The sequence below is a fragment of the Pseudomonas sp. SMN5 genome (genome assembly GCF_052041925.1).
Classification (GTDB): domain Bacteria; phylum Pseudomonadota; class Gammaproteobacteria; order Pseudomonadales; family Pseudomonadaceae; genus Aquipseudomonas.
Window position 1 is genome coordinate 80,814 of record NZ_JBKGGX010000020.1, and the last position, 22,577, is coordinate 103,390.

The 22,577-nt window shown below is 60.3% G+C and carries 21 protein-coding genes; 11 read left to right on the top strand and 10 right to left on the bottom strand.

Going from position 1 to position 22,577, the window contains the following annotated elements; all coding sequences use genetic code 11:
• Nucleotides 1-467 precede the first annotated feature (467 nt).
• The 5 genes from ACLEJR_RS19775 to dksA form a co-directional block, all read right to left on the bottom strand.
• Entirely contained in the window at nucleotides 468-1,904 is a 1,437-nt protein-coding gene (locus ACLEJR_RS19775) for a sigma-54-dependent transcriptional regulator (RefSeq protein ID WP_440797699.1), read from the bottom strand.
• A gap of 22 nt (nucleotides 1,905-1,926) precedes the next feature.
• Complete coding sequence (locus ACLEJR_RS19780) at nucleotides 1,927-4,881, bottom strand: sensor histidine kinase (protein ID WP_440797697.1); 2,955 nt, start codon at nucleotides 4,879-4,881, stop codon at nucleotides 1,927-1,929.
• Entirely contained in the window at nucleotides 4,865-5,041 is a 177-nt protein-coding gene (locus ACLEJR_RS19785; RefSeq protein WP_003176118.1) for a hypothetical protein, read from the bottom strand. Before ACLEJR_RS19785 ends, ACLEJR_RS19780 begins: the two co-directional genes overlap by 17 nt.
• A gap of 77 nt (nucleotides 5,042-5,118) precedes the next feature.
• A complete protein-coding gene (gene gluQRS, locus ACLEJR_RS19790) occupies nucleotides 5,119-6,009 on the bottom strand; it encodes a tRNA glutamyl-Q(34) synthetase GluQRS (RefSeq protein ID WP_440815932.1) in 891 nt (296 codons plus the stop codon).
• Nucleotides 6,010-6,246: 237 nt separating this feature from the next.
• Entirely contained in the window at nucleotides 6,247-6,690 is a 444-nt protein-coding gene (gene dksA, locus ACLEJR_RS19795) for an RNA polymerase-binding protein DksA (RefSeq protein WP_440815935.1), read from the bottom strand.
• A 337-nt stretch (nucleotides 6,691-7,027) separates the two neighbouring features.
• Between dksA and ACLEJR_RS19800 the strand changes: the two genes are divergently transcribed.
• Nucleotides 7,028-8,200 (top strand): pyridoxal phosphate-dependent aminotransferase, encoded by a 1,173-nt coding sequence (locus tag ACLEJR_RS19800; protein ID WP_440815938.1) that lies wholly within the window; start codon nucleotides 7,028-7,030, stop codon nucleotides 8,198-8,200.
• Nucleotides 8,200-8,955, top strand: a complete 756-nt coding sequence (sfsA, locus tag ACLEJR_RS19805) for a DNA/RNA nuclease SfsA (protein ID WP_440815939.1) — start codon at nucleotides 8,200-8,202, stop codon at nucleotides 8,953-8,955. Before ACLEJR_RS19800 ends, sfsA begins: the two co-directional genes overlap by 1 nt.
• Here sfsA and ACLEJR_RS19810 read toward each other — a convergent pair.
• The 4 genes from ACLEJR_RS19810 to ACLEJR_RS19825 all read right to left on the bottom strand — a co-directional run bounded on the left by ACLEJR_RS19810 (nucleotide 8,911) and on the right by ACLEJR_RS19825 (nucleotide 12,147).
• Complete coding sequence (locus ACLEJR_RS19810) at nucleotides 8,911-9,228, bottom strand: Rieske (2Fe-2S) protein (RefSeq protein ID WP_440815942.1); 318 nt, start codon at nucleotides 9,226-9,228, stop codon at nucleotides 8,911-8,913. The genes sfsA and ACLEJR_RS19810 overlap by 45 nt on opposite strands.
• A 431-nt stretch (nucleotides 9,229-9,659) precedes the next feature.
• Nucleotides 9,660-9,932 (bottom strand): TfoX/Sxy family protein, encoded by a 273-nt coding sequence (locus ACLEJR_RS19815; protein ID WP_245139182.1) that lies wholly within the window; start codon nucleotides 9,930-9,932, stop codon nucleotides 9,660-9,662.
• A 225-nt stretch (nucleotides 9,933-10,157) separates the two neighbouring features.
• Nucleotides 10,158-10,499, bottom strand: coding sequence for a pentapeptide repeat-containing protein (locus ACLEJR_RS19820; RefSeq protein WP_440797686.1), 342 nt, complete (start codon nucleotides 10,497-10,499; stop codon nucleotides 10,158-10,160).
• A 91-nt stretch (nucleotides 10,500-10,590) separates the two neighbouring features.
• On the bottom strand, nucleotides 10,591-12,147 hold the full coding sequence (locus tag ACLEJR_RS19825; RefSeq protein ID WP_440815945.1) for an AAA family ATPase: 1,557 nt from the start codon (nucleotides 12,145-12,147) through the stop codon (nucleotides 10,591-10,593).
• 116 nt (nucleotides 12,148-12,263) lie between these two features.
• On the opposite strand from ACLEJR_RS19825, the gene mrcB reads away from it, so the two are divergent.
• Genes mrcB through ACLEJR_RS19840 form a run of 3 tightly spaced genes read left to right on the top strand, consistent with a single transcriptional unit; the run spans nucleotide 12,264 to nucleotide 15,662 of the window.
• The gene (gene mrcB, locus ACLEJR_RS19830) at nucleotides 12,264-14,582 is read left to right on the top strand and encodes a penicillin-binding protein 1B (RefSeq protein WP_440797682.1); all 2,319 of its coding nucleotides are present in this window, start codon (nucleotides 12,264-12,266) and stop codon (nucleotides 14,580-14,582) included.
• 16 nt (nucleotides 14,583-14,598) lie between these two features.
• Nucleotides 14,599-15,333 carry a tetratricopeptide repeat protein gene (locus ACLEJR_RS19835; protein ID WP_440815947.1) on the top strand — a complete coding sequence of 245 codons (735 nt, stop codon included), beginning with the start codon at nucleotides 14,599-14,601 and terminating at the stop codon, nucleotides 15,331-15,333.
• Nucleotides 15,333-15,662 carry a YqcC family protein gene (locus tag ACLEJR_RS19840; RefSeq protein WP_440797678.1) on the top strand — a complete coding sequence of 110 codons (330 nt, stop codon included), beginning with the start codon at nucleotides 15,333-15,335 and terminating at the stop codon, nucleotides 15,660-15,662. The genes ACLEJR_RS19835 and ACLEJR_RS19840 overlap by 1 nt, the downstream gene beginning before the upstream one ends.
• A 6-nt stretch (nucleotides 15,663-15,668) precedes the next feature.
• Here ACLEJR_RS19840 and ACLEJR_RS19845 read toward each other — a convergent pair whose 3' ends face one another.
• Nucleotides 15,669-16,091, bottom strand: coding sequence for a DUF4124 domain-containing protein (locus ACLEJR_RS19845; protein ID WP_440815948.1), 423 nt, complete (start codon nucleotides 16,089-16,091; stop codon nucleotides 15,669-15,671).
• Nucleotides 16,092-16,490: 399 nt separating this feature from the next.
• Between ACLEJR_RS19845 and ACLEJR_RS19850 the strand changes: the two genes are divergently transcribed.
• The 6 genes from ACLEJR_RS19850 to msrQ all read left to right on the top strand — a co-directional run bounded on the left by ACLEJR_RS19850 (nucleotide 16,491) and on the right by msrQ (nucleotide 22,467).
• On the top strand, nucleotides 16,491-18,215 hold the full coding sequence (locus ACLEJR_RS19850; protein WP_440815951.1) for an acetolactate synthase 3 large subunit: 1,725 nt from the start codon (nucleotides 16,491-16,493) through the stop codon (nucleotides 18,213-18,215).
• A 2-nt stretch (nucleotides 18,216-18,217) separates the two neighbouring features.
• Nucleotides 18,218-18,709 carry an acetolactate synthase small subunit gene (ilvN, locus tag ACLEJR_RS19855; protein WP_003205610.1) on the top strand — a complete coding sequence of 164 codons (492 nt, stop codon included), beginning with the start codon at nucleotides 18,218-18,220 and terminating at the stop codon, nucleotides 18,707-18,709.
• A gap of 45 nt (nucleotides 18,710-18,754) precedes the next feature.
• Entirely contained in the window at nucleotides 18,755-19,771 is a 1,017-nt protein-coding gene (gene ilvC / locus ACLEJR_RS19860) for a ketol-acid reductoisomerase (protein ID WP_042728776.1), read from the top strand.
• A gap of 144 nt (nucleotides 19,772-19,915) precedes the next feature.
• Entirely contained in the window at nucleotides 19,916-20,761 is an 846-nt protein-coding gene (gene pssA, locus ACLEJR_RS19865) for a CDP-diacylglycerol--serine O-phosphatidyltransferase (protein WP_440815953.1), read from the top strand.
• Nucleotides 20,762-20,836: 75 nt separating this feature from the next.
• Entirely contained in the window at nucleotides 20,837-21,847 is a 1,011-nt protein-coding gene (gene msrP, locus ACLEJR_RS19870) for a protein-methionine-sulfoxide reductase catalytic subunit MsrP (RefSeq protein ID WP_440815954.1), read from the top strand.
• A complete protein-coding gene (gene msrQ, locus ACLEJR_RS19875) occupies nucleotides 21,847-22,467 on the top strand; it encodes a protein-methionine-sulfoxide reductase heme-binding subunit MsrQ (protein ID WP_440797668.1) in 621 nt (206 codons plus the stop codon). The genes msrP and msrQ overlap by 1 nt, the downstream gene beginning before the upstream one ends.
• Nucleotides 22,468-22,577: the final 110 nt, after the last annotated feature.

Sequence of the window (22,577 nt, forward strand, 5' to 3'; positions counted from 1 at the left end):
ACCAGTTCAGGCACCTGTCTTAAGACAGTTTTATTGTTCTCGGCCTGGTCGTGGGGCAAGCCCCAAATACAACGCCTCTCCAAAAGAATCAGTTAGCTGCGCCTCTCGCCGTCTTGTTTTTATTGTGCGTGAGTCGATTCGTCTTATTTTTATTGTCTTTTGCATTGCTTGTTATTGTTCTTGTACCAAAGCTATAGCAGGGTGCGTGCCAACTTTTGCCCGGCCCCGCAAAACCGGGGGTTCTATCGTTATAGCCATTTTTCCGAGGCGAAAAAAAGCCGGGGTTTCGTTACCGTAAACCCCGGCTTCTGTTACGTGAAAAAACTGAGGTAACAGTTTTTTCACATTGATGACGTTACGACCTGGTAACCCTGTGGGAGCGAGCCTGCTCGCGATAGCGGTGTACCTGTCACAGCAGGTGTGACTGATCTGGCGTCATCGCGAGCAGGCTCGCTCCCACAGTAATCTCAGCTTTCGCTGGCGACGCCGGTCTTACGCCGAGGGATGCCCAGGCGTTGGCGACGCTCCCACAGGCACTTGCGGCTCACGCCCAGCTTGCGGGCCAGTTCGGTCTCGGTCATGTGGTCCTGATGTTCCAGGACGAAATGTTGGAAGTAATCCTCCAGGGACAAGTCCTCGGTGGGTTCGTGGCTGGTGTTGTTGGCGCTGCCAGCCTGTTGCGGAGCCAGGCCGATGAATTCTTCGTCGTCCAGGTCGCCCAGCTCGATATCGATGCCCAGCAGGTCGGCGGAAATTTCCGGGCTCTCGCACAGGATAACCGCCCGTTCCACCGCGTTCTCCAACTCCCGGACGTTACCCGGCCAGCTGTAATGCCGAATCGCCTGCTCGGCGTCCGGGGCGAATTTGAGGTCGGTGCGGTTGACCCTTGCGCTCTGGCGCGCAAGGAAGGCCTGGGCGATTTCGTTGACGTCCGCGCCACGCTCGCGCAGGGCCGGGAGTTTCAAGGCAATCACGTGCAGGCGGTAGTACAAGTCTTCGCGGAACTGGCCGATCTTCGCCAGGTTCTTGAGATCGCGGTGGGTCGCCGCAATCAGACGGACGTCGACTTTCTGCGACTGCACCGACCCGACCCGACGGATTTCACCTTCCTGGAGTACCCGCAGCAAACGCGCCTGGGCTTCCAGCGGCAACTCGCCGATCTCATCGAGAAACAGCGTGCCGCCGTCCGCCGCCTCCACCAGCCCGGCGCGTCCGGCGCTGGCACCGGTGAAAGCGCCTTTCTCGTGGCCGAACAGTTCGGACTCGATCAGGCTTTCCGGGATGGCCGCGCAGTTCACCGAGATCATCGGCGCCTTGGCTCGGCGCGACAGGTTGTGCAGGGCGCGTGCGACCAGCTCTTTACCGGTCCCTGATTCACCCTGGATCAGCACATTGGAATCGGTCGGAGCGACCTTGCGGATCTTGCCATAGAGGTCCTGCATGGGCGGGCAGGAACCAATGATGCCGATCTCGCCATTGTTGTTACCGGCGCCGGCTTTTGTAGCAACCGCAACCTTACCGTTCGTCGGTTCCATCGGGCTGCTTACCGCCGTCTGGCGATCACGCAGGATGCGAGCTACTGCCTGGAGCATCTCGTCGTGGTCGAACGGTTTGGCGATGTAGTCAACAGCGCCCATTTTCATGGAGTCGACCGCCGAGCGCAGGCTGGCGTAACTGGTCATGATCAGCACCGGTGTGCCCTGGCCGAGCTTGATCAGCTCGGTCCCGGGCGCGCCGGGCAGGCGCAGGTCACTGACGATCAGGTCAAACGTTGGGATGCTGAAACGCTCTTGTGCTTCCTGCACGGATCCAGCTTCGCTGACCTGATACTGGTTGCGTTCCAGCAGGCGGCGCAAGGCGGAGCGGATAATTGTTTCGTCTTCGACGATCAAAATGTGCGGCATTGATTCGATTCTCTCGACGGTCTCAGTTCACAGCGGACGTCGCTTCGACATGACGCGGCAAGGTGACCCGTATACGGGTGCCGCGTTGGCCCTGAACATCGGCCGGGCTGTCGATGGTGATTTGTCCATAATGCTCTTCAACGATGGAATAGACCAGTGCGAGGCCCAGACCGGTGCCTTCGCCAGGATCCTTGGTGGTAAAGAAAGGTTCGAACAGTCGGTCCATGATGTTCTGTGGAATACCGCTGCCTTCGTCCTCCACGATCAGGTCGATCGTGTGTTCGCTGGCTTCGCTCCTGACCCGTACCGCGCTGCCGGCCGGCGAGGCATCGCGGGCATTGGAGAGCAGGTTGATCAGCACCTGGGCGAGCCGCTGGGGGTCGCCGTCGACCCAATGCTCCGGGTCGCACAGGTTGAAGAATTGCACCTCGAAATTGCGCCGGTTAAGGGCCAGCAGACCAATGGCATCCTGGGCCACCTCGGCCAGACAGACGGGCTCGTCGTTGTGCTGGTGGCCGCCGGCGTGGGCAAAGCTCATCAGCGACTGAACAATGCGCGATACCCGGCGAGTCTGCTCAAGGATCTGGCTGCTGATTTCCGTCAGCTCGCCGTCGTCTTCGCGCTCTTCGCGCAGGTTCTGCGCCAGGCAGGCGATGCCGGTGATCGGGTTGCCGATTTCATGAGCCACCCCGGCGGCCAGCCGGCCGATGCTCGCCAGGCGCTCGGAATGCACCAGCTTGTCTTCGAGCATCTGAGTATCGGTCAGGTCCTCGACCAGCAGCACCAGGCCGCTGTTACCCGGCGCCAGCGGCTCGTCGATGGCGGCCTTGTGCAGGTTGAGCCAGCGCGTCTGGCCGTCGATGGCCAGGTGTTGTTTGTGCAAGTGCTCGTCCGGCAGATTGATGAAGCCTTGCAGCAGGCCTTTCCATGGTTCGCCCAGGGTGCTCAGGCGCGAACCGACCACACGCTGGGCGGCGATCCCGGTCAGCTCTTCCATGGCCTTGTTCCACATCAGGATTTCCTGGTCCTTGGCCAGGGAGCAGACGCCCATTGGCAGTTCCTGCAACGTCTGGCGATGGTAGCGGCGCAAGGCATCGAGTTCGGCGGCCAGGCCGGTGAGGCGCGAGTGATAGTCCTCGAGACGGCTTTCGATGAAATGGATGTCTTCGGTGACATAGTTCTCACCTCCGGCTTTGTACGGCAGGAATGTCTCGACCATGTCCTGGGCCACGCTGGGGCCCATCAGGCCGGACAGGTTGGCTTCGATCCGGTCGCGCAGGCGACGCAGGGCATAGGGGCGGCGTTCATCGAAGGGCAGGTAGAGGTCGCGCAGGGCCTGTTCGACTTCCTTTTGCGCGGCCTTGGCACCCAATGGCTTGGCCAGTTGCGTGGCGAACTCCTGGGGCGAGGCGGCGTGCAGCTCGCGGCGCTGTGGGCGACGGACGTTGTCCACCGCGCAAGCCTCGGCAGCGCTGGCCTCCTCGCTGCTGGCGTTGGTGAACAGCGAAATCAGCGTGAACATCAGCACGTTCGCCGCCAGCGAGGCGATGGCTGCCATGTGCCAGCTGGTGTCGTCGAGCACGTAGATCATGTTCAACAGCGGAATATAGAAACCCTGCAGATTGCCCATCAGCGGCAACAGCATCGCCACCAGCCACACCAGGATTCCCGCCAACAGGCCGGCGATGAAGCCGCGGCGGTTGGCAGTCGGCCAATACAGCACTGACAGCACACCAGGGAGAAATTGCAAGGTGGCAACGAACGCGACGATGCCCAGGTTGGCCAGGTCCTGGCCGTCACCCAGCATCAGGTAGAACCCGTAGCCGGCCATGATGATCGCGACGATCAGCGCCCGCCGGGTCCATTTCAACCAGCGATAGATATTGCCCTCGGCCGGTGGCTGATAGAGCGGCAGCACCAGGTGGTTGAGGGCCATGCCCGACAGCGCCAGGGTGGTGACGATGATCAGCCCGCTGGCCGCCGAAAGGCCGCCAACGTAGGCGAGCAACGCCAATGCCTGGCTGTTGGCGGCGATGCCGATGCCCAAGGTGAAGTATTCCGGATTGGTACTGGCCCCCAGCTTCAGGCCGGCCCACAGAATCAGTGGCACCGCCAGGCTCATCAGCAGCAGGAACAGCGGCAAGCCCCAGCTCGCGCTCACCAGCGAGCGCGGGTTGAGGTTTTCGGTGAACGTCATGTGGTACATGTGCGGCATGACGATCGCCGAGGCGAAGAACACCAGCAGCAACGTACGCCACGGGCCTTCCTGTAAGGGTGTGTGCAGGGCGGCGAGGGCGGTCTGGTTTTGCAGTAGCCACAATTCCAGTTGCTGCGGGCCGTCGAATACGCCGTACAAGGCATAAAGGCCGACGCCGCCAATGGCGATCAACTTGATCACCGATTCAAACGCAATGGCGAACACCAGGCCTTCGTGCTTTTCCCGGGTAGCAATGTGCCGGGAACCGAAGAAGATCGTGAACAGGATGATCAGCGCGCAGAAGCTCAGGGCCACTCGGTGCTGTACCGGTTCGCGGGTCAGGATGCTGATGGAGTCGGCCACGGCCTGGATTTGCAGAGCCAGCAAAGGCAATACTCCGACCAGCATGAAAATCGTGGTCAGCGCGCCGGCCCAGGTGCTGCGAAAGCGGAACGCGAACAGGTCGGCCAGGGACGACAGCTGGTAAGTGCGAGTGATTTTCAGGATCGGGTAGAGCAGCACTGGTGCCAGCAGGAACGCGCCCGACACCCCGAGGTAACTGGACAGGAAGCCATAACCGTACTGATAGGCCAGCCCGACCGTGCCGTAGAACGCCCAGGCGCTGGCGTAGACCCCCAGCGACAGGGTGTAGGTCAGCGGGTGACGGATGATCGCCCGGGGGATCATGCCTCGTTCGCTGATCCAGGCCACGCTGAACAGCACCGCCAGGTAGGCGGCGCTGATCAGGATCATCTGGGTCAGGCTAAAGCTCATCGGCATCTTTTTGGCTCTGCAGGATGAAGGTCACGACAATCAGGATCAGCCAGAGCAGATACGGGCGGTACCAGGCACCCGTGGCATCGATCCACCAGTCCATGATGGCCGGGGAGAACAGGTAAATCCCCACTACCAGGAGCAGGACCAAGCGATAGATGTACATCCCGGCCTCTCTTGTTTATGCACGTGCCCGAAAACGTGCGGCGATGGTAACGGATGGGCGCCAAGCTGCAAGGGCCGTCAACGTATTTGCGCCTCGGGCAGGCTCAGTGTGCGCGGGATCCCGGCCACATCCCAGTGGTGGATGCCCCAGGCCAGCAGCTCCGGCGGGCTGGCGTCGGCCAGTTCCGGGCCCGGTTGCTGCCCCAGCGCACGCAAGGCCCGCAGCAGCAGGGGCGTTGCCTGATCGGCTTGCAGCGGTGGCGAGCGATAGGACTTGCCCAGTTTTTGCCCGTCCGGCTGGGTGATCAATGGCACGTGCAGGTAGCGCGGTTGTGGCAGCCCGAGCAGTTCTTGCAGGTATAGCTGACGCGGCGTGGAATCCAGCAGGTCGGCGCCGCGCACGATATCGGTCACCCCTTGCCAGGCGTCGTCCAGTACCACCGCCAGTTGGTAAGCATAGAGCCCGTCGCGCCGGCGGATCACGAAATCCCCGGCCTCGCGGCCCAGGTGCTGGCGATATTCACCCTGGACCCGGTCTTTAAAGTGGTATTGCAGTTCAGGCACCCGCAGGCGGATGGCTGCGTCTTCGGTACTGTGCCCGGCGTTGCGGCACAGCCCCGGATAAACTCCCTGGTACGCTTCCAGTTGCTTGCGCGAACAGGTGCAGGCGTAGGCCAGGCCCTGGCTGAGCAGCCGGTCGATGACTTGAGCGTACGCCTCATGACGATCGCTCTGGCGCACCATCTCGCCATCCCATTCAAACCCGTAGCTCTCCAGGGCTTTGAGGATCGCCGCTTGCGCACCCGGTTCTTCCCGAGGCGGGTCGAGGTCTTCCATGCGCAGCAACCAACGCCCACCTACGGCTCGGGCATCCAGGTACGACGCCAGCGCGGCGACCAGCGAGCCGAAATGCAGGTGGCCACTGGGGGTGGGGGCGAAGCGGCCGATATAGGAGGAGGTTGCGGTCATAGGAAGAATGTTACTGGTTCAGGGCAACGGATACACAGAACGTCGATGACGAGACAGATTCCTGTGGGAGCGAGCTTGCTCGCGATAGCGGTGTGTCAGTCCCAACAATGCTGGCTGATACTGCGTAATCGCGAGCAAGCTCGCTCCCACAGGGGTTGGCATTCAGAGGATGTGCCAAGTCCTGTAAACAAAAAACGGAGCGTATGAACGCTCCGTTTTCGTGACAGCCCAGGCGATTTACTTGCCGACCTGTTTTTCCTTGATTTCCGCCAGGGTCTTGCAGTCGATGCACAGGTCGGAGGTTGGACGGGCTTCGAGGCGGCGGATGCCGATTTCGATGCCGCAGGACTCGCACCAACCGTATTCTTCGTCTTCGATCAGTTGCAGGGTCTTGTCGATTTTCTTGATGAGCTTGCGCTCACGGTCACGGGCGCGCAGTTCGAGGCTGAACTCCTCTTCCTGGCTGGCACGGTCGGCCGGGTCAGGGAAGTTGGCCGCTTCGTCTTTCATGTGATCCACGGTGCGGTCGACTTCCTGCATCAAGTCCTGTTTCCACTTGTTCAGGATCTTGGTGAAGTGCGCGCGCATGGGGGCGCCCATGTATTCTTCGCCGGCTTGCGGGACGTAAGGCTCAAACCCGCTGAGCGACTGATTTTGATTCTGCTTTGCTTGGGTGGGCATGAATGGACCGCCTCTACTCTTGTAATCCAACGCAGGATTGCTCCATCACCGACACCTGCCGGCCCTGCGGCTGCAAGCGGGCGAACTTACCAGATCAAATCGGGCCGCGCTACTCCCGGTTGTCGAGCCTGCGGCGGGCGGGGCTTTGTGACACATGGCCGGGTCTGGTTCGGTGTGGATGCAACCGTGCTCAATGCTTGATTCTAGTCAAGCCTGGGTCAATCGCCGGAGTCATTTCCAGTAATCCACCGGCTCAGACCTCCCAAGGTTCGCGCTCGTTCCCGCACCGGCCACTGAGTTGGGTAGAATCGATTCTTTTTATGTTGAAGGAAGGCCAATGGCTCAGCCCTACAGCGCGCGTAGCCGCGCCATCGAACCTTTCCATGTGATGGCGCTGCTGGCCCGGGCCAATGAACTGCAGGCGGCGGGGCATGACGTCATCCACCTAGAGATCGGCGAGCCGGACTTCACCACCGCCGAGCCGATCATCCGGGCCGGCCAGGCGGCGCTGGCAGCGGGCAAGACCCGTTACACCGCGGCTCGCGGCATTCCGGAGCTGCGCGAGGCCATCGCCGGCTTCTACCAGCAACGCTATGGCGTCGACATCGATCCCCGGCGCATTCTGGTGACGCCCGGCGGTTCCGGTGCACTGCTGCTGGCCAGTGCGCTGCTGGTGGACCCGGGCAAACATTGGCTACTGGCCGACCCCGGTTACCCATGCAACCGACATTTCCTGCGCCTGGTGGAAGGCGCGGCGCAACTGGTGCCAGTGGGGCCGGACGTGCGCTATCAACTGACGCCGGACTTGGTGAACCGCTACTGGGACCAGGACACCGTCGGCGCGCTGGTGGCGTCGCCGGCCAACCCGACCGGGACGATTCTGAGCCGGGACGAGCTGGCGGGCCTGTCCAGGGCCATCAGGGGGCACAACGGCCACCTGGTGGTGGATGAGATCTACCATGGCCTGACCTACGGCACCGACGCCACCAGCGTGCTGGAGGTCGATAACGACGCCTTTGTCCTCAACAGCTTTTCCAAATATTTCGGCATGACCGGCTGGCGGCTTGGCTGGCTGGTGGCCCCTTCGGCCGCCGTCGGCGAGCTGGAGAAGCTGGCGCAGAACCTTTATATCAGCGCACCGAGCATGGCCCAGCATGCGGCATTGGCCTGTTTCGAACCCGCCACCATTGAAATCTTCGAGCAGCGCCGGGCCGAGTTCGCCCTGCGTCGCGATTTTCTGCTGCCGGCGTTGCGTGAGTTGGGCTTCGGCATCGCGGTGGAGCCGGAAGGGGCGTTCTACCTGTATGCCGACATCAGTGCGTTCGGCGGCGACGCCTTTGCGTTTTGCCAGCATTTCCTGGAAACCGAACATGTGGCCTTCACCCCAGGCCTGGACTTTGGCCGCCATCAGGCCAGCCATCATGTGCGTTTCGCCTATACCCAGAACCTGGCGCGGCTACAGGAAGCGGTGGGGCGAATCGAGCGCGGGCTGCGGAGTTGGAAAGGCTGATGCGTTTCTCACCCGAGTTGGAGGAAGGCCGCCTGATTCGCCGTTACAAGCGTTTTCTAGCGGATATCGAGACCGTTCATGGCGAATTGCTCACTATTCACTGTCCGAACACCGGTTCGATGCTCAATTGCATGGCAGAGGGCGCACGCGTCTGGTTCAGCCGCTCCAACGACCCCAAGCGCAAGTTGCCCGGCACCTGGGAAATAGGCCAGACCCCTCAAGGGCGCCTGGCGTGCATCAACACCGCACGGGCTAATGCGCTGGTCGAGGAAGCGTTGCGCAATGGGGTCATCAGTGAGCTGAACGGGTTCACCTTGCTCAAGCGAGAAGTGGCTTACGGTCAGGAAAACAGTCGTATCGATTTTCGCCTGGATTACCCGCATGGGTCGGCCTGGGTCGAAGTCAAAAGCGTCACCCTGGGCTTTGATGGCACCAACGTGGCGGCGTTTCCTGATGCGGTGACTCTGCGCGGCGCCAGGCATCTGAGGGAGCTTGCCTGCCTGGCGCGGGAGGGCGTGCGGGCAGTGCAGTTGTACTGTGTGAATCTGAGCGGCATCGACGCGGTTCGCCCGGCAGAAGAGATCGACCCGATGTACGCGGCCGCGCTGCGCGAAGCGGTGGCGGCGGGCGTTGAGGTGCTGGCCTACGGGGTGACGTTGACGCCCGAGCAAATGCGGGTGGACCGTCCGCTGCCAGTGCTGCTCGAACCGCTACAGCTCGACCCAGATGCCTTGCTCGTCCTCCCGACTGTCTAGCACAGCCAAAAACTGACCGGCACAGGGGCCGGCCACGCATTCACCGTTTCCGATCAAAAACAGGGCGCCATGGGTAGCGCACTGGATCAGGCTGGCGCTGGGGTCGAGGAATTGGTCGGGCTGCCACTCCAGCGGTACGCCACGGTGCGGGCAGCGATTGAGATAGACGTAGGCCTGGCCTGCGCGCCGTACGGCCAGCACCTTGCGCCCATCCAAGTCGAAACCGCGACTTTTGTTGTCGGGCAGTTCGGCGCTGGTGCACAGAAATTTCATAGGTGTCTCGTGCTTATGTTGAATGAACCCTCTCCGGGAGCGAGCCGGCTCGCGAAGGCGGTGGGGCAACCGACAACACAGTGATTGGAACTGCGCTATGGCGCGAGCAGGCTCGCCCCCCAGAGGCAGGCCTGAAGGTCAAAAAAATGGATACGCTGGTGGAGGATATCCGTCCTGGCGATTCCGTGCCCCCCCCTGGTTTCTTACAAAGGTTTCTTACAAAGATTTCCTGCAAGCAAAAAAAGACCCGGCAAGAGCCGGGTCGAATAACCGTGATTAGCCTGATGAGGAGATATCTGAAAGTCCGAACCAAGGCCTGTTCAAATATCGACCAGTCTCGCGACCGGATGTGGTAATCATAGCGATTCTCATTTCCATGTCAAACATTGTTTGGTGATTTATTCGAAACATCAGCGGCGCAACCCGCTGTGTCAGGCTTTGTGCCGCGTTGAAATAGCTTCCAACTGTTTGTTCAAGGCTTCCTTGCGTTCAGCGGGAATGTCGTTCCAGTGCACATCCATCAACGCGCCTTCGATTGCGTACAGCAAAACCTTGGACGCCCGGAAACCGCGGGTACGCACGGCGCGGTAGGCGTCAACGGCACCGAGGCGGCGCAAATCCGAAGCGCTGTGGATACCCACGGCGTGCAGCCACTGGGCCGACGTCTTGCCCAGGTTTTTCAGGTGTTGCAGTTCATCATTCATCGAGCCTCCTTGCGACGGCCGACTGGTGCAATGGGCAAGCCTCTGAGCAGTGTAGCGGTCAGTAGGAAAAGCGTGATTCTTTGGTGGGATTTAACGCAAAAGCTTCTAATGCATTACGCACGATGGAGAAGCAGAGGGCGACAGCACTCATCATCCAGCGCAGGCGGGGGCGCTGGAGATCGGTGTGTACGACGCCAAGTCAGCCTTGGGTGGTCCCGTGTGACGTTAGCGGGTGCGGTAGCGCAGCCGGGTGCCGAAGTTCATCGACATCAGGATCTCGTCGGCCGATAGCTCCGGCGGGAAGTAAGCGCCGGAGATCTGTGCATGGGCCAGACTCGCGCCTTCCAGGGATGACTTGCGAAAATCGATGCCACGCAGGTCGGCGGAACGGAAGTAGGCGTCGCTGAAATCGACATCGTCTGCGTTCAGTTCCCGCAGATCGAGGCCACGGAAATCGCCGCCGCTCAGGTCGACCGGGCCTTGGGGGCGTTCACTGTTGAAGCCTGCGATATCGTCTTTGCGCAGCAAGGCGTAAAGCGGAGTGTTGAGATTCTTGGGATGGCTCATGTCATAGCACCTGTTGGTTTTATGACGCCAGTATAGTGCCACTATTTGGCGACCGTGAAGCCGGGCGTCGCTTCACGGTCGAGATATTTATCTACAGGCCCGGCAGGCGTTGACGGATTTGCGCGACGACCACGTCGAGAGTCCCGCTTTCATTGGTCTGCACACGTTTACTGCAAAGGATCTCCGCCGGCGTGAGGGCTTCGCGGCTGGACTGTTGGGCGGCGATCACAGCCAGATTCGCATCGGACGGGTCTTTCTGATCAGCCTGGCGCTGCGCGAGACGGCTTTCGATGACGGCTTGTGGAGCGTCGCAATCCAGGATAAGGAACGGAGCCCCCGTGGCTTCGGCGATCTTCGCGGCGGCGTCGCGTTGGTCTCGCTTGAGGTAGGTGGCATCGATCACCACCGGAAACCCGGCGCGCAGAATCACCTCGGCGACTTCATGCAGGCGAGCGTAGGTGGCGCTGCTGGCATCGTTGCTATAAATGCCGGCTTGTGGCTCGTTAGCCACCTGTTGTTCACCGAACAGGCGCTTGCGTTCCACGTCCGAACGCAGGCGGATTGCGCCCAGTGCTTCCACCAGGCGCATCGCGACATGGCTTTTACCGACGGCCGAAACGCCGTGGGTGATCGCCAGCAGGCGTGAAGGGATGGTGCTGTAGCTTTCCGCGAGGTTGGCGTAGTTGCGGTACTGGCGCAGGGTCGTGGCGCGCTGCACCGGATCGGCCTCGGCGGGCATGCTGAACAGCGCGATCTTGGCGCGGACGAGGGCGCGATAGGCTTTATAGAAGTTCAGCAGTTCCAGGCCCTGGTAGTCCCCGGTCAGTTCCAGGTACTGGCTGACGAAGCGCCGGGCCAGGGATTTGAGGCCACGGTCTTCCAGGTCCATCGCCAGGAATGCGGTATCGGCGTAGACGTCGGTGAAGCGGAACGGTTCGTTGAACTCGATGCAGTCAAAAATGACCACCTTGCCGTCGATCACGGTGATATTGCCCAAGTGGATATCGCCGTGGCATTCGCGGATAAATCCTTCAGCCTTGCGTTGGTTGAAGAGTGGCTTGAGGCGTTCAAAACTGCTCTCGGCCCAGGCTTGCAGCGCTTCGAGCTGCAACAGGTCGGCCTTGTCGCTGAGAAACGGAAGAATCTGTTCGAAGTTCTGCAGCACCGGCGCCATCACGCTTTGCGGCGTGCCGGCGGCATGCTCGGCGGGTACCTGGGGCGTGGCGAGGTGGAATCGGGCGATCTGCTCGGCCATCTCGTCGACATGCGCGGTGGTCAGCTCGCCATTAGCCTGAAGCGTGCTGAGCATCTGGCTCTGCGGAAATTGCCGCATCTTCAGCGCGTATTCGATGGCCGGCCCGTCGCCACCCAGTTGCGGCGCTTCGACACTGCCGGTGATCGGTAACACCTCCAGATACAGGTCCTGGGTCAGGCGCTGGTTCAGGCGCAGCTCTTCGCCACAGAAATGCCGGCGCGCCTCCAGACTGGTGAAATCGAGAAAGCCGAAGTTGGCCGGCTTCTTGATTTTATAAGCGTAGGGTCCGGTGAGCACCACCCAGGAAATATGGGTTTCGATGACCTGGAACCCTTCTACGGGATGCGGGTAGAGGGCCGGGTTTTGCAGGGCAGCGATCAGGGATTGGCTCACGGGCGGTCCTTCAGAGTCTGGAGAATTCGAGGCGGTCATTATGGCGACAAGCGAGGTTAACGCAAACCTTGCCCGCCTCATGTTGAACCACGACAAAGTGCGTATAATCCGCCGCCATGACTCGTACCCGATCCCCCCGTACCCCCAAGAAACCACCCGCCAGCCGCCTGCGGCCCTGGTTGGGCTGGGCCCTTAAACTGAGCCTGGTTGGCCTTGTCGTGCTCGCCGGATTTGCGGTCTACCTCGATGCGGTGGTCCAGGAAAAATTCTCCGGCAAGCGCTGGACGATTCCGGCCAAGGTCTATGCCAGGCCGTTGGAGCTGTTCGTCGGACAAAAGCTGAGCCGCGACGATTTCCTGACCGAACTCGATGCCTTGGGCTATCGCCGTGAAAGCGTGGCCAATGGTCCCGGTGCAGCTTCGGTCAATGGCAATACCGTCGATCTCAATACCCGCGGCTTCCAGTTCTATGAAGGCATGGAACAGGCGCAGCAGGTGCGAGTGCGTTTTTCCGGTGATTACGTGGCGGCGCTGACGGGCGCCAACAACGCCAGCCTGTCGGTGGTGCGCCTCGAACCACTGTTGATCGGTGGCCTGTACCCCAAGAACCTCGAGGACCGGATCCTGATCAAGATCGACCAGGTACCGCCGTTCCTGCTCGATACGCTAATCACCGTCGAAGACCGCGACTTCTATCATCACTTCGGTGTTTCGCCCAAGTCGATTGCCCGGGCGGTCTGGGTCAATACGTCCTCCGGTCATATGCGCCAGGGCGGCAGTACCCTGACCCAACAGTTGGTCAAGAACTTCTACCTGACCAACGAACGCAGCCTCACCCGCAAGCTCACCGAAGCCATGATGGCGCTGCTGCTGGAACTGCACTACGACAAGCAGGAGATCCTGGAGGCGTACCTCAACGAGGTCTTTATCGGCCAGGACGGCCAGCGCGCCGTGCACGGTTTCGGCCTCGCCAGCCAGTTCTTCTTCAGCCAGCCGCTGTCGGAACTCAAGCTGCATCAAGTGGCGTTGCTGGTGGGCATGGTCAAGGGGCCGTCTTCCTATAATCCACGGCGTTATCCGGAGCGTGCCCTCGAACGGCGCAATCTGGTGCTCGACCTGCTGCAACAGCAAGGCGTGGCGACTGCCGAGCAAGTCGAAGCGGCGAAGAAGATGCCGCTGGGCGTGACCAAGCGGGGCAGCCTGGCGGACAGCTCGTTTCCGGGTTTCATGGACCTGGTCAAGCGCCAGTTGCGTGAAGACTATCGCGACGAAGACTTGACCGAAGAAGGCCTGCGGATCTTCACCAGCTTCGATCCGATCCTGCAAATGAAGGCCGAGGCCTCGGTCGAGGACACTTTCAAGCGCCTCGGCGCACGCAAAGGCGCCGATGAAGTCGAAGCCGCCATGGTGGTGACCAATCCCGAAACCGGTGAAGTCCAGGCCATGATCGGCAGTCGCCAGGCCAGTTTCGCCGGCTTCAACCGGGCCCTGGATGCCGTCCGCCCGATCGGCTCGCTGATCAAGCCGGCGGTGTACCTCACCGCACTGGAAAAACCCAGCCAGTACACACTGACCAGTTGGCTTTCGGACGAGATGTTCTCGGTCAAGGGCGCGGACGGCCAGGTGTGGAAGCCGCAGAACTATGATCGTCGCTCCCACGGCACGGTGTTCCTGTACCAGGGGTTGGCGCATTCCTACAACCTCTCAACGGCCCGCCTCGGGCTGGAAGTCGGCGTGCCGAATGTGCTCAAGACCGTGGCGCGCCTGGGGGTAAGCCGCGAGCTGCCGGCGTTCCCATCAATGCTCCTGGGGGCCGGAGGCCTTACGCCGATTGAAGTGGCGGCCATGTACCAGACCCTGGCCAACGGCGGATTCAATACGCCGATGCGCGGGATCCGTAGCGTGCTCACTGCCGACGGCGAGCCGCTCAAGCGTTACCCGTTCCAGATCCAGCAGCGTTTCGATCCTGGCTCCATCTATTTGATCCAGAGTGCCATGCAGCGCGTCATGCGTGAGGGCACCGGCAGCTCGGTCTATAACGTGCTGCCCCGGACCCTGACCCTGGCGGGCAAGACCGGTACCAGTAACGACTCGCGCGACAGCTGGTTCGCCGGTTTCAGCCAGGATCTGCTGGCGGTGGTCTGGCTTGGACGTGATGACAATGGCAAGACCCCGTTCACCGGCGCCACCGGAGCGCTGCAGGTCTGGACCAGTTTCATGCGCAAGGCCGACCCGTTGCCACTGGACATGCCGCAACCGGACAACATCGTCCAGGCCTGGGTCGACTCGCGCACCGGACAAGGTTCCGACGCCAACTGCCCGGGCGCCGTGCAGATGCCGTATATTCGCGGCAGCGAGCCACCTCCCGGCGCAGCCTGCGGGGGCCAGAATCCCGCCGAGTCGGTGATGGATTGGGTCAAGGACTGGATGAATTAAGCAAAGAGGGTTTCACGTGAACAAGTGGTTGATTCCAGCGGTAACGGCCGTGGCTTTGCTCAGTGGCTGCTCTACCGTACAGCGCGGGTCGATTCCGGTCGTTGATTCCGGTACCGCGGTTTCCAATAGCGAGTGGATCTCGGCCAATGGCGGTTTCCGCCAGACGACCGTGAAACGCCCGGCGCAAAACCAGGCCCAGGCGATCCCGCAGGGCGACAGCGGTGTAGTGGTGATGGTGCCTGGCGGCGGTGCCGCGACGTCGGCACCGATCAGCAGCACACCGATTACTCCGGGCCCGATCACGCCTGGCCCGATCACCCCGGGACCGATCGAGACCTCGCCGATCGATCAAGGCAGCTACAGCATGCCATCGACGCCGAGCAGTATCCCGCCCGCCAGTTCGGGTGGCTTGTCCGCCGATGAGCAACTCGATGGCCCGGTCCTGGCGTTACTGACCACGGCCCAACAGCAACAGGCCGGTGGCGACCTCAATGGTGCGTCCTCCAGCCTGGAGCGTGCCCAGCGTGTCGCACCGCGCGAGCCGCAGGTGCTTTATCGCCTGGCCCAGGTGCGCATGGCCCAGGGCGACGCGCCGCAAGCCGAACAGCTCGCCCGTCGCGGCCTGACTTTCACCAGCGGGCGTCCGGCACTTCAGGCCAGCCTGTGGGAATTGATCGCCCAGGCCCGTGAGAAACAAGGCGACGCTGCCGGCGCGGCACTGGCCCGTCAGAAAGCCAAGGTTGCGCTCTGATGGACACGCGGTTTCCTCAGATTGCCGATCAATTGCTGCTGATCGAGCGCGAGTTGCGAGTCCAGGGCTGGTGGAGCAGCGTTTCGCCATCGGCAGAAGCGCTGGCCAGCGTCGAGCCGTTCGCGGTCGATACCCTGGACTTCGAGCAATGGCTGCAATGGATTTTCCTGCCACGGATGAAGTCGATCCTGGAAAACGATCTGCCGCTGCCCAATGCCTCGGGTATCCTTGCCATGGCCGAAATGGTCTATGCACAACGGCCAGGGCAGGGCATCGGGTTGCAGCGGCTGCTGGCGCAGTTCGACCAGCTGATCAGCGAAGCCGGGTGACGGCCTTCACTGGCAGTTTTCCTCGATCTGCTTGCGGGTCTCATCGATCCGCTGGCGCCGCTGTTCGTCAGTGAGGCGGCGCATTTCTCCCTCCACATCCTCGCGGACTCGCGGGTTGTTCTGCAGTTGGGCCAGGTTGGTCCGGGCCTGTTCGCAGAACGCCTTGAGCTGAGCTTCCTGCTCGGCCACCTGCTTCTTGACCTGTTGATCGATTGCCTTCTGATCGCCAACGGCCTTGCCGGACGGCAGTGCCTGTGGCTTTGTCGGGGGCGAGGCGGATTTGATCACGGTCGTGGCTTCTGCACCTTGCGGCGGCTGGGCGCCGAAGTGGGTAACGCCCTGGGCGTCCACCCATTTGTAGACCTGGCCGGCCATGCACATCGGGCTCAGGCCAACGAGCAGGCTGGCCGTCAATAAGAACATTCGCATGCTGTTTCCTTGTCCTGGGTTGCGCAATTGAAGCTAACACAGTTGGGCTTTAAAGGTTTTTTCTTGCGTTCTCCTGCGCTTACTTCAATAAAGCACATTGACGACTTGACTTGCAGAAGGCGAAACAGAAGAATCCAAAGTCCGCTGTAGAGGGACTGCCAGAAGCAGGCCCACTCGGCAGATCATGAGGCGCATATCCGCGCCGACCTGTTACACCCGCAACGCGTTACCTCGCGCTGGGTGGGAAAGGCCCGCAACACTTGGGACGATCCCAATACTTGCTCAGTCAGTGCTGACGTAGTCGGCGACCACCGTCGCTCATGCTCTGCCGAGAAGTAAACCTATTAAGACCCGTCCCCTTTCGTGGGTCGGTATTCTGGCGTTTTAGAGGTGAACAACGTGGAGCTTTTATCTGGCGGTGAGATGCTCGTCCGCTTTTTGCGTGACGAAGGCGTCAAATATATCTATGGGTACCCAGGTGGTGCTCTTCTTCATGTCTATGATGCCCTGTTCAAAGAACCGGAAGTGACCCACATCCTGGTTCGTCACGAACAGGCCGCGACCCACATGGCTGACGGCTATGCCCGCGCCACCGGCAAGGCCGGCGTGGTGCTGGTGACATCCGGCCCGGGCGCCACGAACGCCATCACCGGTATCGCCACCGCGTACATGGACTCGATCCCGATGGTGATCATTTCTGGTCAGGTGCCCAGCACCATGGTCGGTACCGATGCGTTCCAGGAAACCGACATGATCGGTATCTCCCGGCCGATCGTGAAGCACAGCTTCATGATCAAGCACGCGTCGGAAATCCCGGAAGTGATGAAGAAGGCCTTTTACCTGGCTGAATCCGGTCGTCCGGGCCCGGTCGTGGTCGACGTCCCGAAAGACATGACCAACCCGGCCGAGAAGTTCGAATACATCTTCCCGAAAAAAGCCAAGCTGCGTTCCTACAGTCCGGCTGTACGCGGTCATTCGGGACAAATCCGCAAGGCCGCCGAAATGCTGCTGGCCGCCAAGCGCCCGGTGCTGTACTCGGGCGGTGGCGTGATCCTCGGTGGCGGCTCCGCGCAACTGACCGAACTGGCGAGAATGCTTAACCTGCCGGTCACCAATACCCTGATGGGCCTGGGTGCCTATCCGGGTACCGACCGTCAGTTCATCGGCATGCTCGGCATGCACGGCAGCTACACGGCCAACCTGGCGATGCACCATGCGGACGTGATACTGGCAGTCGGCGCACGTTTCGACGATCGTGTGATCAACGGTGCGGCGAAATTCTGCCCGAACGCCAAGATCATCCATATCGACATCGACCCGGCTTCCATCTCCAAGACGATCAAGGCAGACGTGCCGATTGTCGGTCCTGTCGAGAGCGTGCTGACCGAAATGGTCGCCATCCTCAAGGAGATCGGAGAAACCCCGAACAAGGACGCGGTGACCAGTTGGTGGAAACAGGTGGATGAATGGCGTGGCGATCGCGGCCTGTTCCCTTACGACAAGGGTGACGGCAGCATGATCAAGCCGCAGACCGTGATCGAAACCTTGTGCGAAGTGACCAAAGGCGATGCCTTCGTGACCTCCGATGTGGGTCAGCACCAGATGTTCGCCGCGCAGTACTACAAGTTCAACAAGCCCAACCGCTGGATCAATTCCGGTGGCCTGGGCACCATGGGCTTCGGTCTGCCGGCGGCCATGGGCATCCAGTTGAACTTCCCGGATGCCGACGTCGCCTGCGTTACGGGCGAGGGCAGCATCCAGATGAACATCCAGGAGCTGTCCACCTGCCTGCAGTACGGTCTGCCGGTGAAGATCGTGATCCTGAACAACGGTGTGCTGGGGATGGTTCGCCAGTGGCAGGACATGAGCTACGGCAGTCGCCACTCGCATTCCTACATGGAATCCCTGCCTGATTTCGTCAAGCTGGCCGAAGCCTACGGTCACGTGGGCGTGCGCATCACCGAATCGAAGGATTTGAAGTCGAAGATGGAGGAGGCGTTCGCCATGAAGGATCGCCTGGTGGTAATCGACATTGCGGTTGACACCAGCGAGCACGTCTATCCGATGCAGATCAAAGACGGCTCCATGCGCGATATGTGGCTGAGCAAGACGGAGCGTACCTAATCATGCGACATATTATTTCCTTGCTTCTGGAAAACGAACCGGGCGCTCTGTCTCGTGTTGTAGGCCTGTTCTCGCAGCGTAACTACAACATCGAAAGCCTGACCGTGGCGCCAACCGAGGACCCGACCCTGTCGCGTCTGACGCTGACCACGGTAGGTCACGATGAAATCATCGAGCAGATCACCAAGAACCTGAACAAGCTGATCGAGGTGGTCAAGCTGGTGGACCTGTCGGAAAGCGCTCATATCGAGCGTGAACTGATGCTGGTCAAGGTCAAGGCCACCGGCGCCCAGCGCGCCGAGATCAAACGTACTACCGATATTTATCGTGGGCAGATCGTCGATGTCAGCGCCAGCGTCTATACCGTTCAGCTGACCGGTACCAGCGACAAGCTCGACAGCTTCATCCAATCGATCGGTACTGCCTCGATCCTGGAAACCGTACGCAGTGGCGTCACCGGCATTGCCCGTGGCGACAAAGTACTGAGCATCTAAATCAAATTAGCGAATGGCCTGAACGGCCGGATATAGGGGTAATTCATGAAAGTTTTCTACGATAAAGACTGCGACCTGTCGATCATCCAGGGCAAGAAAGTCGCCATCATTGGCTACGGCTCCCAAGGTCACGCCCAGGCGTGCAACCTGAAAGACTCCGGCGTTGACGTGACCGTCGGTCTGCGTAAAGGCTCGTCCACCGTTGCCAAGGCAGAAGCCCATGGCCTGAAAGTGGCTGACGTGGCTTCCGCTGTTGCCGCAGCCGACCTGGTCATGATCCTGACTCCGGACGAATTCCAGGGTGCTCTGTACCGCGACGAGATCGAGCCGAACATCAAGAAGGGCGCAACCCTGGCTTTCTCCCACGGCTTCTCGATCCACTACAATCAGGTCGTGCCACGTGCTGACCTGGACGTGATCATGATCGCGCCCAAGGCTCCAGGCCACACCGTGCGTTCCGAATTCGTCAAGGGCGGCGGTATCCCTGACCTGATCGCGATCTACCAGGACGCATCGGGCAACGCCAAGAACGTGGCCCTGTCCTACGCTGCCGGTGTTGGCGGCGGTCGTACCGGCATCATCGAAACCACCTTCAAGGACGAGACCGAAACCGACCTGTTCGGCGAGCAAGCTGTTCTGTGCGGCGGTACCGTCGAACTGGTGAAAGCCGGTTTCGAAACCCTGGTTGAAGCCGGCTACGCGCCAGAAATGGCTTACTTCGAATGCCTGCACGAACTGAAACTGATCGTTGACCTCATGTACGAAGGCGGTATCGCCAACATGAACTACTCGATCTCCAACAACGCTGAGTACGGCGAATACGTGACCGGCCCGGAAGTGATCAACGCCGAATCCCGTCAGGCCATGCGCAACGCCCTGAAACGTATTCAGGACGGTGAATACGCCAAGATGTTCATCAGCGAAGGCGCCACCGGCTATCCTTCGATGACCGCCAAGCGTCGTAATAACGCTGCCCACGGCATCGAAATCATCGGTGAGCAACTGCGCTCCATGATGCCTTGGATCAGCGCCAACAAGATTGTCGACAAGGCCAAGAACTGAGTCGCAAGCTTGATCGAAAAACGCGGCCCTGGCCGCGTTTTTTCGTTTGGTGGGCGGCTTCTGGTATAAAGCTGCATCGTTTGCGGCCGAACCGTCGTCCCAGGCGTCTGTCGAATTTTTTCACACCGTTGCAAGGTACTGTCCATGAGCGAACGTCCCGAAGAGCCGAATCAGGCTCCTGACGCCGAAAGCCTGCTGCCCATCGATGAGCATGTCGAAGAAGGTCATGACGCTGAAGGCCGTAAGGTCCGGCATCGTGGCATTTATCTGCTGCCAAACCTGTTCACCACCGCGAACCTGTTCGCCGGCTTCTATTCCATCATCAGTTCCATGAGTGCCCAGGCTGCATTGAGTGCCGGCGATAGCGCAGGAGCGAGTCGTTACTTTGCCTTCGCCGCCATTGCAATCTTCGTCGCCATGGTGCTCGACGGCCTGGACGGGCGCGTTGCCCGCATGACCAACACCCAGAGCGCATTCGGTGCCGAATACGATTCGTTGTCCGATATGGTCGCCTTCGGCGTGGCGCCTGCCTTGTTGGCGTTCGGTTGGGCACTGGGGGATATGGGCAAGGTTGGCTGGATGGTTGCCTTTATCTATGTCGCAGGTGCGGCGTTGCGCCTGGCGCGTTTCAATACCCAGGTCGGCAAGGCGGACAAGCGCTACTTCATCGGCTTGGCCAGTCCGGCTGCGGCGGGTGTCGTGGCCGGGGTCGTCTGGGCGTTCAGTGACTACGGTATCCAGGGTTCGAAGATGTCGTTCCTGGTGGCGCTGCTGGTGGCGGCAGCCGGGATGTTGATGGTCAGCAATATCAAGTACAACAGCTTCAAGGAGCTGGACTTGAAAGGGCGAGTGCCGTTCGTTGCGATCCTGGCGGTGGTGCTGGTATTTGCAGTGGTGTTCAGCGATCCGCCACGTATCCTGCTGCTGGTGTTCCTCGCGTATGCCGCTTCCGGACCGGTGCAATATTTGCTGCGTCTTCGTCGCCGCTAAATGTTGCCTTAATGTAATTTCCCCCATACTCCGCAGTCTATTGGTGCATCTGCCCTCCAATGCTGCGGAGTTGTCATGCTGATCAAGATCCCCAAGTCGTCCGACTGCTCAGAATCGGACGTCACGCCTGAGTCCCTCTATTTCTCTCGTCGTCAGCTGCTTGGCGCCAGCGTGGCTGGAGTGGCGATCAGTAGCCTGCCGCGCTGGGCCGGTGCTGCCGATGCAGCGCGGTACGCCGATGTCGAGCCGGGCAAGGCGCCGTCCTGGTTTACCGAGAAGCTACCATCGACTCAATGGGGCGCTATTACGGTTAATGAGCCCATTACACCGTTCAAGGACGCCACCCACTACAACAACTTCTATGAATTCGGGACTGACAAGGGGGATCCGGCCGCGAATGCCGGCTCCCTGAAAACCGAACCCTGGAGCGTAGTGGTCGATGGTGAAGTGAGTAAGCCGGGACGCTACGGCCTGGAAGACTTCATGAAGCCTTATCAGTTGGAAGAGCGAATTTACCGACTGCGCTGTGTTGAAGCCTGGTCGATGGTCGTCCCCTGGATCGGTTTTCCTGTCTCCGCGCTGCTCAAACACGTCGAACCCACCTCGAAGGCCAAATACATTCGTTTTGAAACCTTACAGGATCCCAAGGTCATGCCGGGACAGCGCTCGGGGTTCGCCTTGATCGACTGGCCTTATGTAGAGGGCCTGCGATTGGACGAGGCAATGAATCCCTTGGCGATTCTGGCGGTAGGCATGTACGGGCGCGAGCTGCCGAACCAGAACGGCGCGCCGTTGCGACTGGTGGTGCCGTGGAAATACGGGTTCAAGAGCGTGAAGTCCATCGTGCGTATCAGCCTGGTCAGCGAACAGCCGAGAACCACCTGGCAGAGCATTGCAGCTGATGAGTACGGCTTTTATGCCAACGTCAATCCAACAGTCGATCATCCGCGCTGGACCCAGGCCCATGAACGTCGTTTGCCAAGCGGCCTGTTCAGCCCCAATGTCCGCGATACCCTGATGTTCAACGGGTACCAGGATGAAGTCGCTTCCTTATATGCGGGAATGGATTTGAGGAAGGATTACTGATGCGTTTTCCTCTGTGGCGGATTGGCGTCTTCATTGCCGCAGCAATCTGGCCGATGCTCTGGCTCTATCAGGCGCTGACGAACGCGCTGGGACCTGACCCTGGCAAGGTGCTCGTGGATCGGCTTGGGTTGGGAACGCTGATCCTGTTGCTGATCACGTTGAGCATGACACCGCTACAGAAATTGACGGGGTGGGCGGGATGGATCGCGGTCAGGCGCCAGTTGGGATTGTGGTGTTTTGCCTATGTGGTCCTGCACCTGAGTGGGTATACCGCTTTCATATTGGGGTTCGATTGGTCGCAATTGGGTGTAGAGCTGAGCAAGCGACCTTATATCATTGTCGGAGCGCTGGGGTTTCTAGGATTACTGGCTTTGGCGCTCACGTCCAATCGTTATAGCCAGCGTCGCTTGGGCGGACGCTGGAAGAAATTGCATCGCCTGGTGTATCTGATACTGGGTCTCGGGTTGCTGCATATGCTGTGGATTGTGCGGGCGGATCTACAGGAGTGGGCGATATATGCGTTTATAGGTGCTGCGCTATTAGTGTTGCGGCTCCCGCCAATTGCCCGGCGGATCCCGCGTTTAAAGGGCAGGAAAGTATCTTCTGCAACAAAAGCGTAATTAAGGGTTGACGGCAGATTTCAGGTGTCTATAATTCGCCCCACTTCCGGCGCAGTCGAAACGGAAAACTCCTTGAAATTCAATGAGTTACTTAGTTTTCGATGGCGACT

Excerpts from the sequence above, each read along its gene's own strand:
- ACLEJR_RS19780 (WP_440797697.1), bottom strand. The coding sequence starts at position 4,881 with ATGCCGATGAGCTTTAGCCTGACCCAGATGATCCTGATCAGCGCCGCC.
- ACLEJR_RS19820 (WP_440797686.1), bottom strand. The coding sequence starts at position 10,499 with ATGAGCCATCCCAAGAATCTCAACACTCCGCTTTACGCCTTGCTGCGC.
- ACLEJR_RS19840 (WP_440797678.1), top strand. The coding sequence starts at position 15,333 with ATGGACACGCGGTTTCCTCAGATTGCCGATCAATTGCTGCTGATCGAG.
- msrP (WP_440815954.1), top strand. The coding sequence starts at position 20,837 with ATGCTGATCAAGATCCCCAAGTCGTCCGACTGCTCAGAATCGGACGTC.
- ACLEJR_RS19845 (WP_440815948.1), bottom strand. The coding sequence starts at position 16,091 with ATGCGAATGTTCTTATTGACGGCCAGCCTGCTCGTTGGCCTGAGCCCG.
- gluQRS (WP_440815932.1), bottom strand. The coding sequence starts at position 6,009 with ATGACCGCAACCTCCTCCTATATCGGCCGCTTCGCCCCCACCCCCAGT.
- ilvC (WP_042728776.1), top strand. The coding sequence starts at position 18,755 with ATGAAAGTTTTCTACGATAAAGACTGCGACCTGTCGATCATCCAGGGC.
- ACLEJR_RS19810 (WP_440815942.1), bottom strand. The coding sequence starts at position 9,228 with ATGAAATTTCTGTGCACCAGCGCCGAACTGCCCGACAACAAAAGTCGC.
- ACLEJR_RS19785 (WP_003176118.1), bottom strand. The coding sequence starts at position 5,041 with ATGTACATCTATCGCTTGGTCCTGCTCCTGGTAGTGGGGATTTACCTG.
- msrQ (WP_440797668.1), top strand. The coding sequence starts at position 21,847 with ATGCGTTTTCCTCTGTGGCGGATTGGCGTCTTCATTGCCGCAGCAATC.
- dksA (WP_440815935.1), bottom strand. The coding sequence starts at position 6,690 with ATGCCCACCCAAGCAAAGCAGAATCAAAATCAGTCGCTCAGCGGGTTT.
- ACLEJR_RS19775 (WP_440797699.1), bottom strand. The coding sequence starts at position 1,904 with ATGCCGCACATTTTGATCGTCGAAGACGAAACAATTATCCGCTCCGCC.
- mrcB (WP_440797682.1), top strand. The coding sequence starts at position 12,264 with ATGACTCGTACCCGATCCCCCCGTACCCCCAAGAAACCACCCGCCAGC.
- ACLEJR_RS19800 (WP_440815938.1), top strand. The coding sequence starts at position 7,028 with ATGGCTCAGCCCTACAGCGCGCGTAGCCGCGCCATCGAACCTTTCCAT.
- ACLEJR_RS19815 (WP_245139182.1), bottom strand. The coding sequence starts at position 9,932 with ATGAATGATGAACTGCAACACCTGAAAAACCTGGGCAAGACGTCGGCC.
- ilvN (WP_003205610.1), top strand. The coding sequence starts at position 18,218 with ATGCGACATATTATTTCCTTGCTTCTGGAAAACGAACCGGGCGCTCTG.
- sfsA (WP_440815939.1), top strand. The coding sequence starts at position 8,200 with ATGCGTTTCTCACCCGAGTTGGAGGAAGGCCGCCTGATTCGCCGTTAC.
- pssA (WP_440815953.1), top strand. The coding sequence starts at position 19,916 with ATGAGCGAACGTCCCGAAGAGCCGAATCAGGCTCCTGACGCCGAAAGC.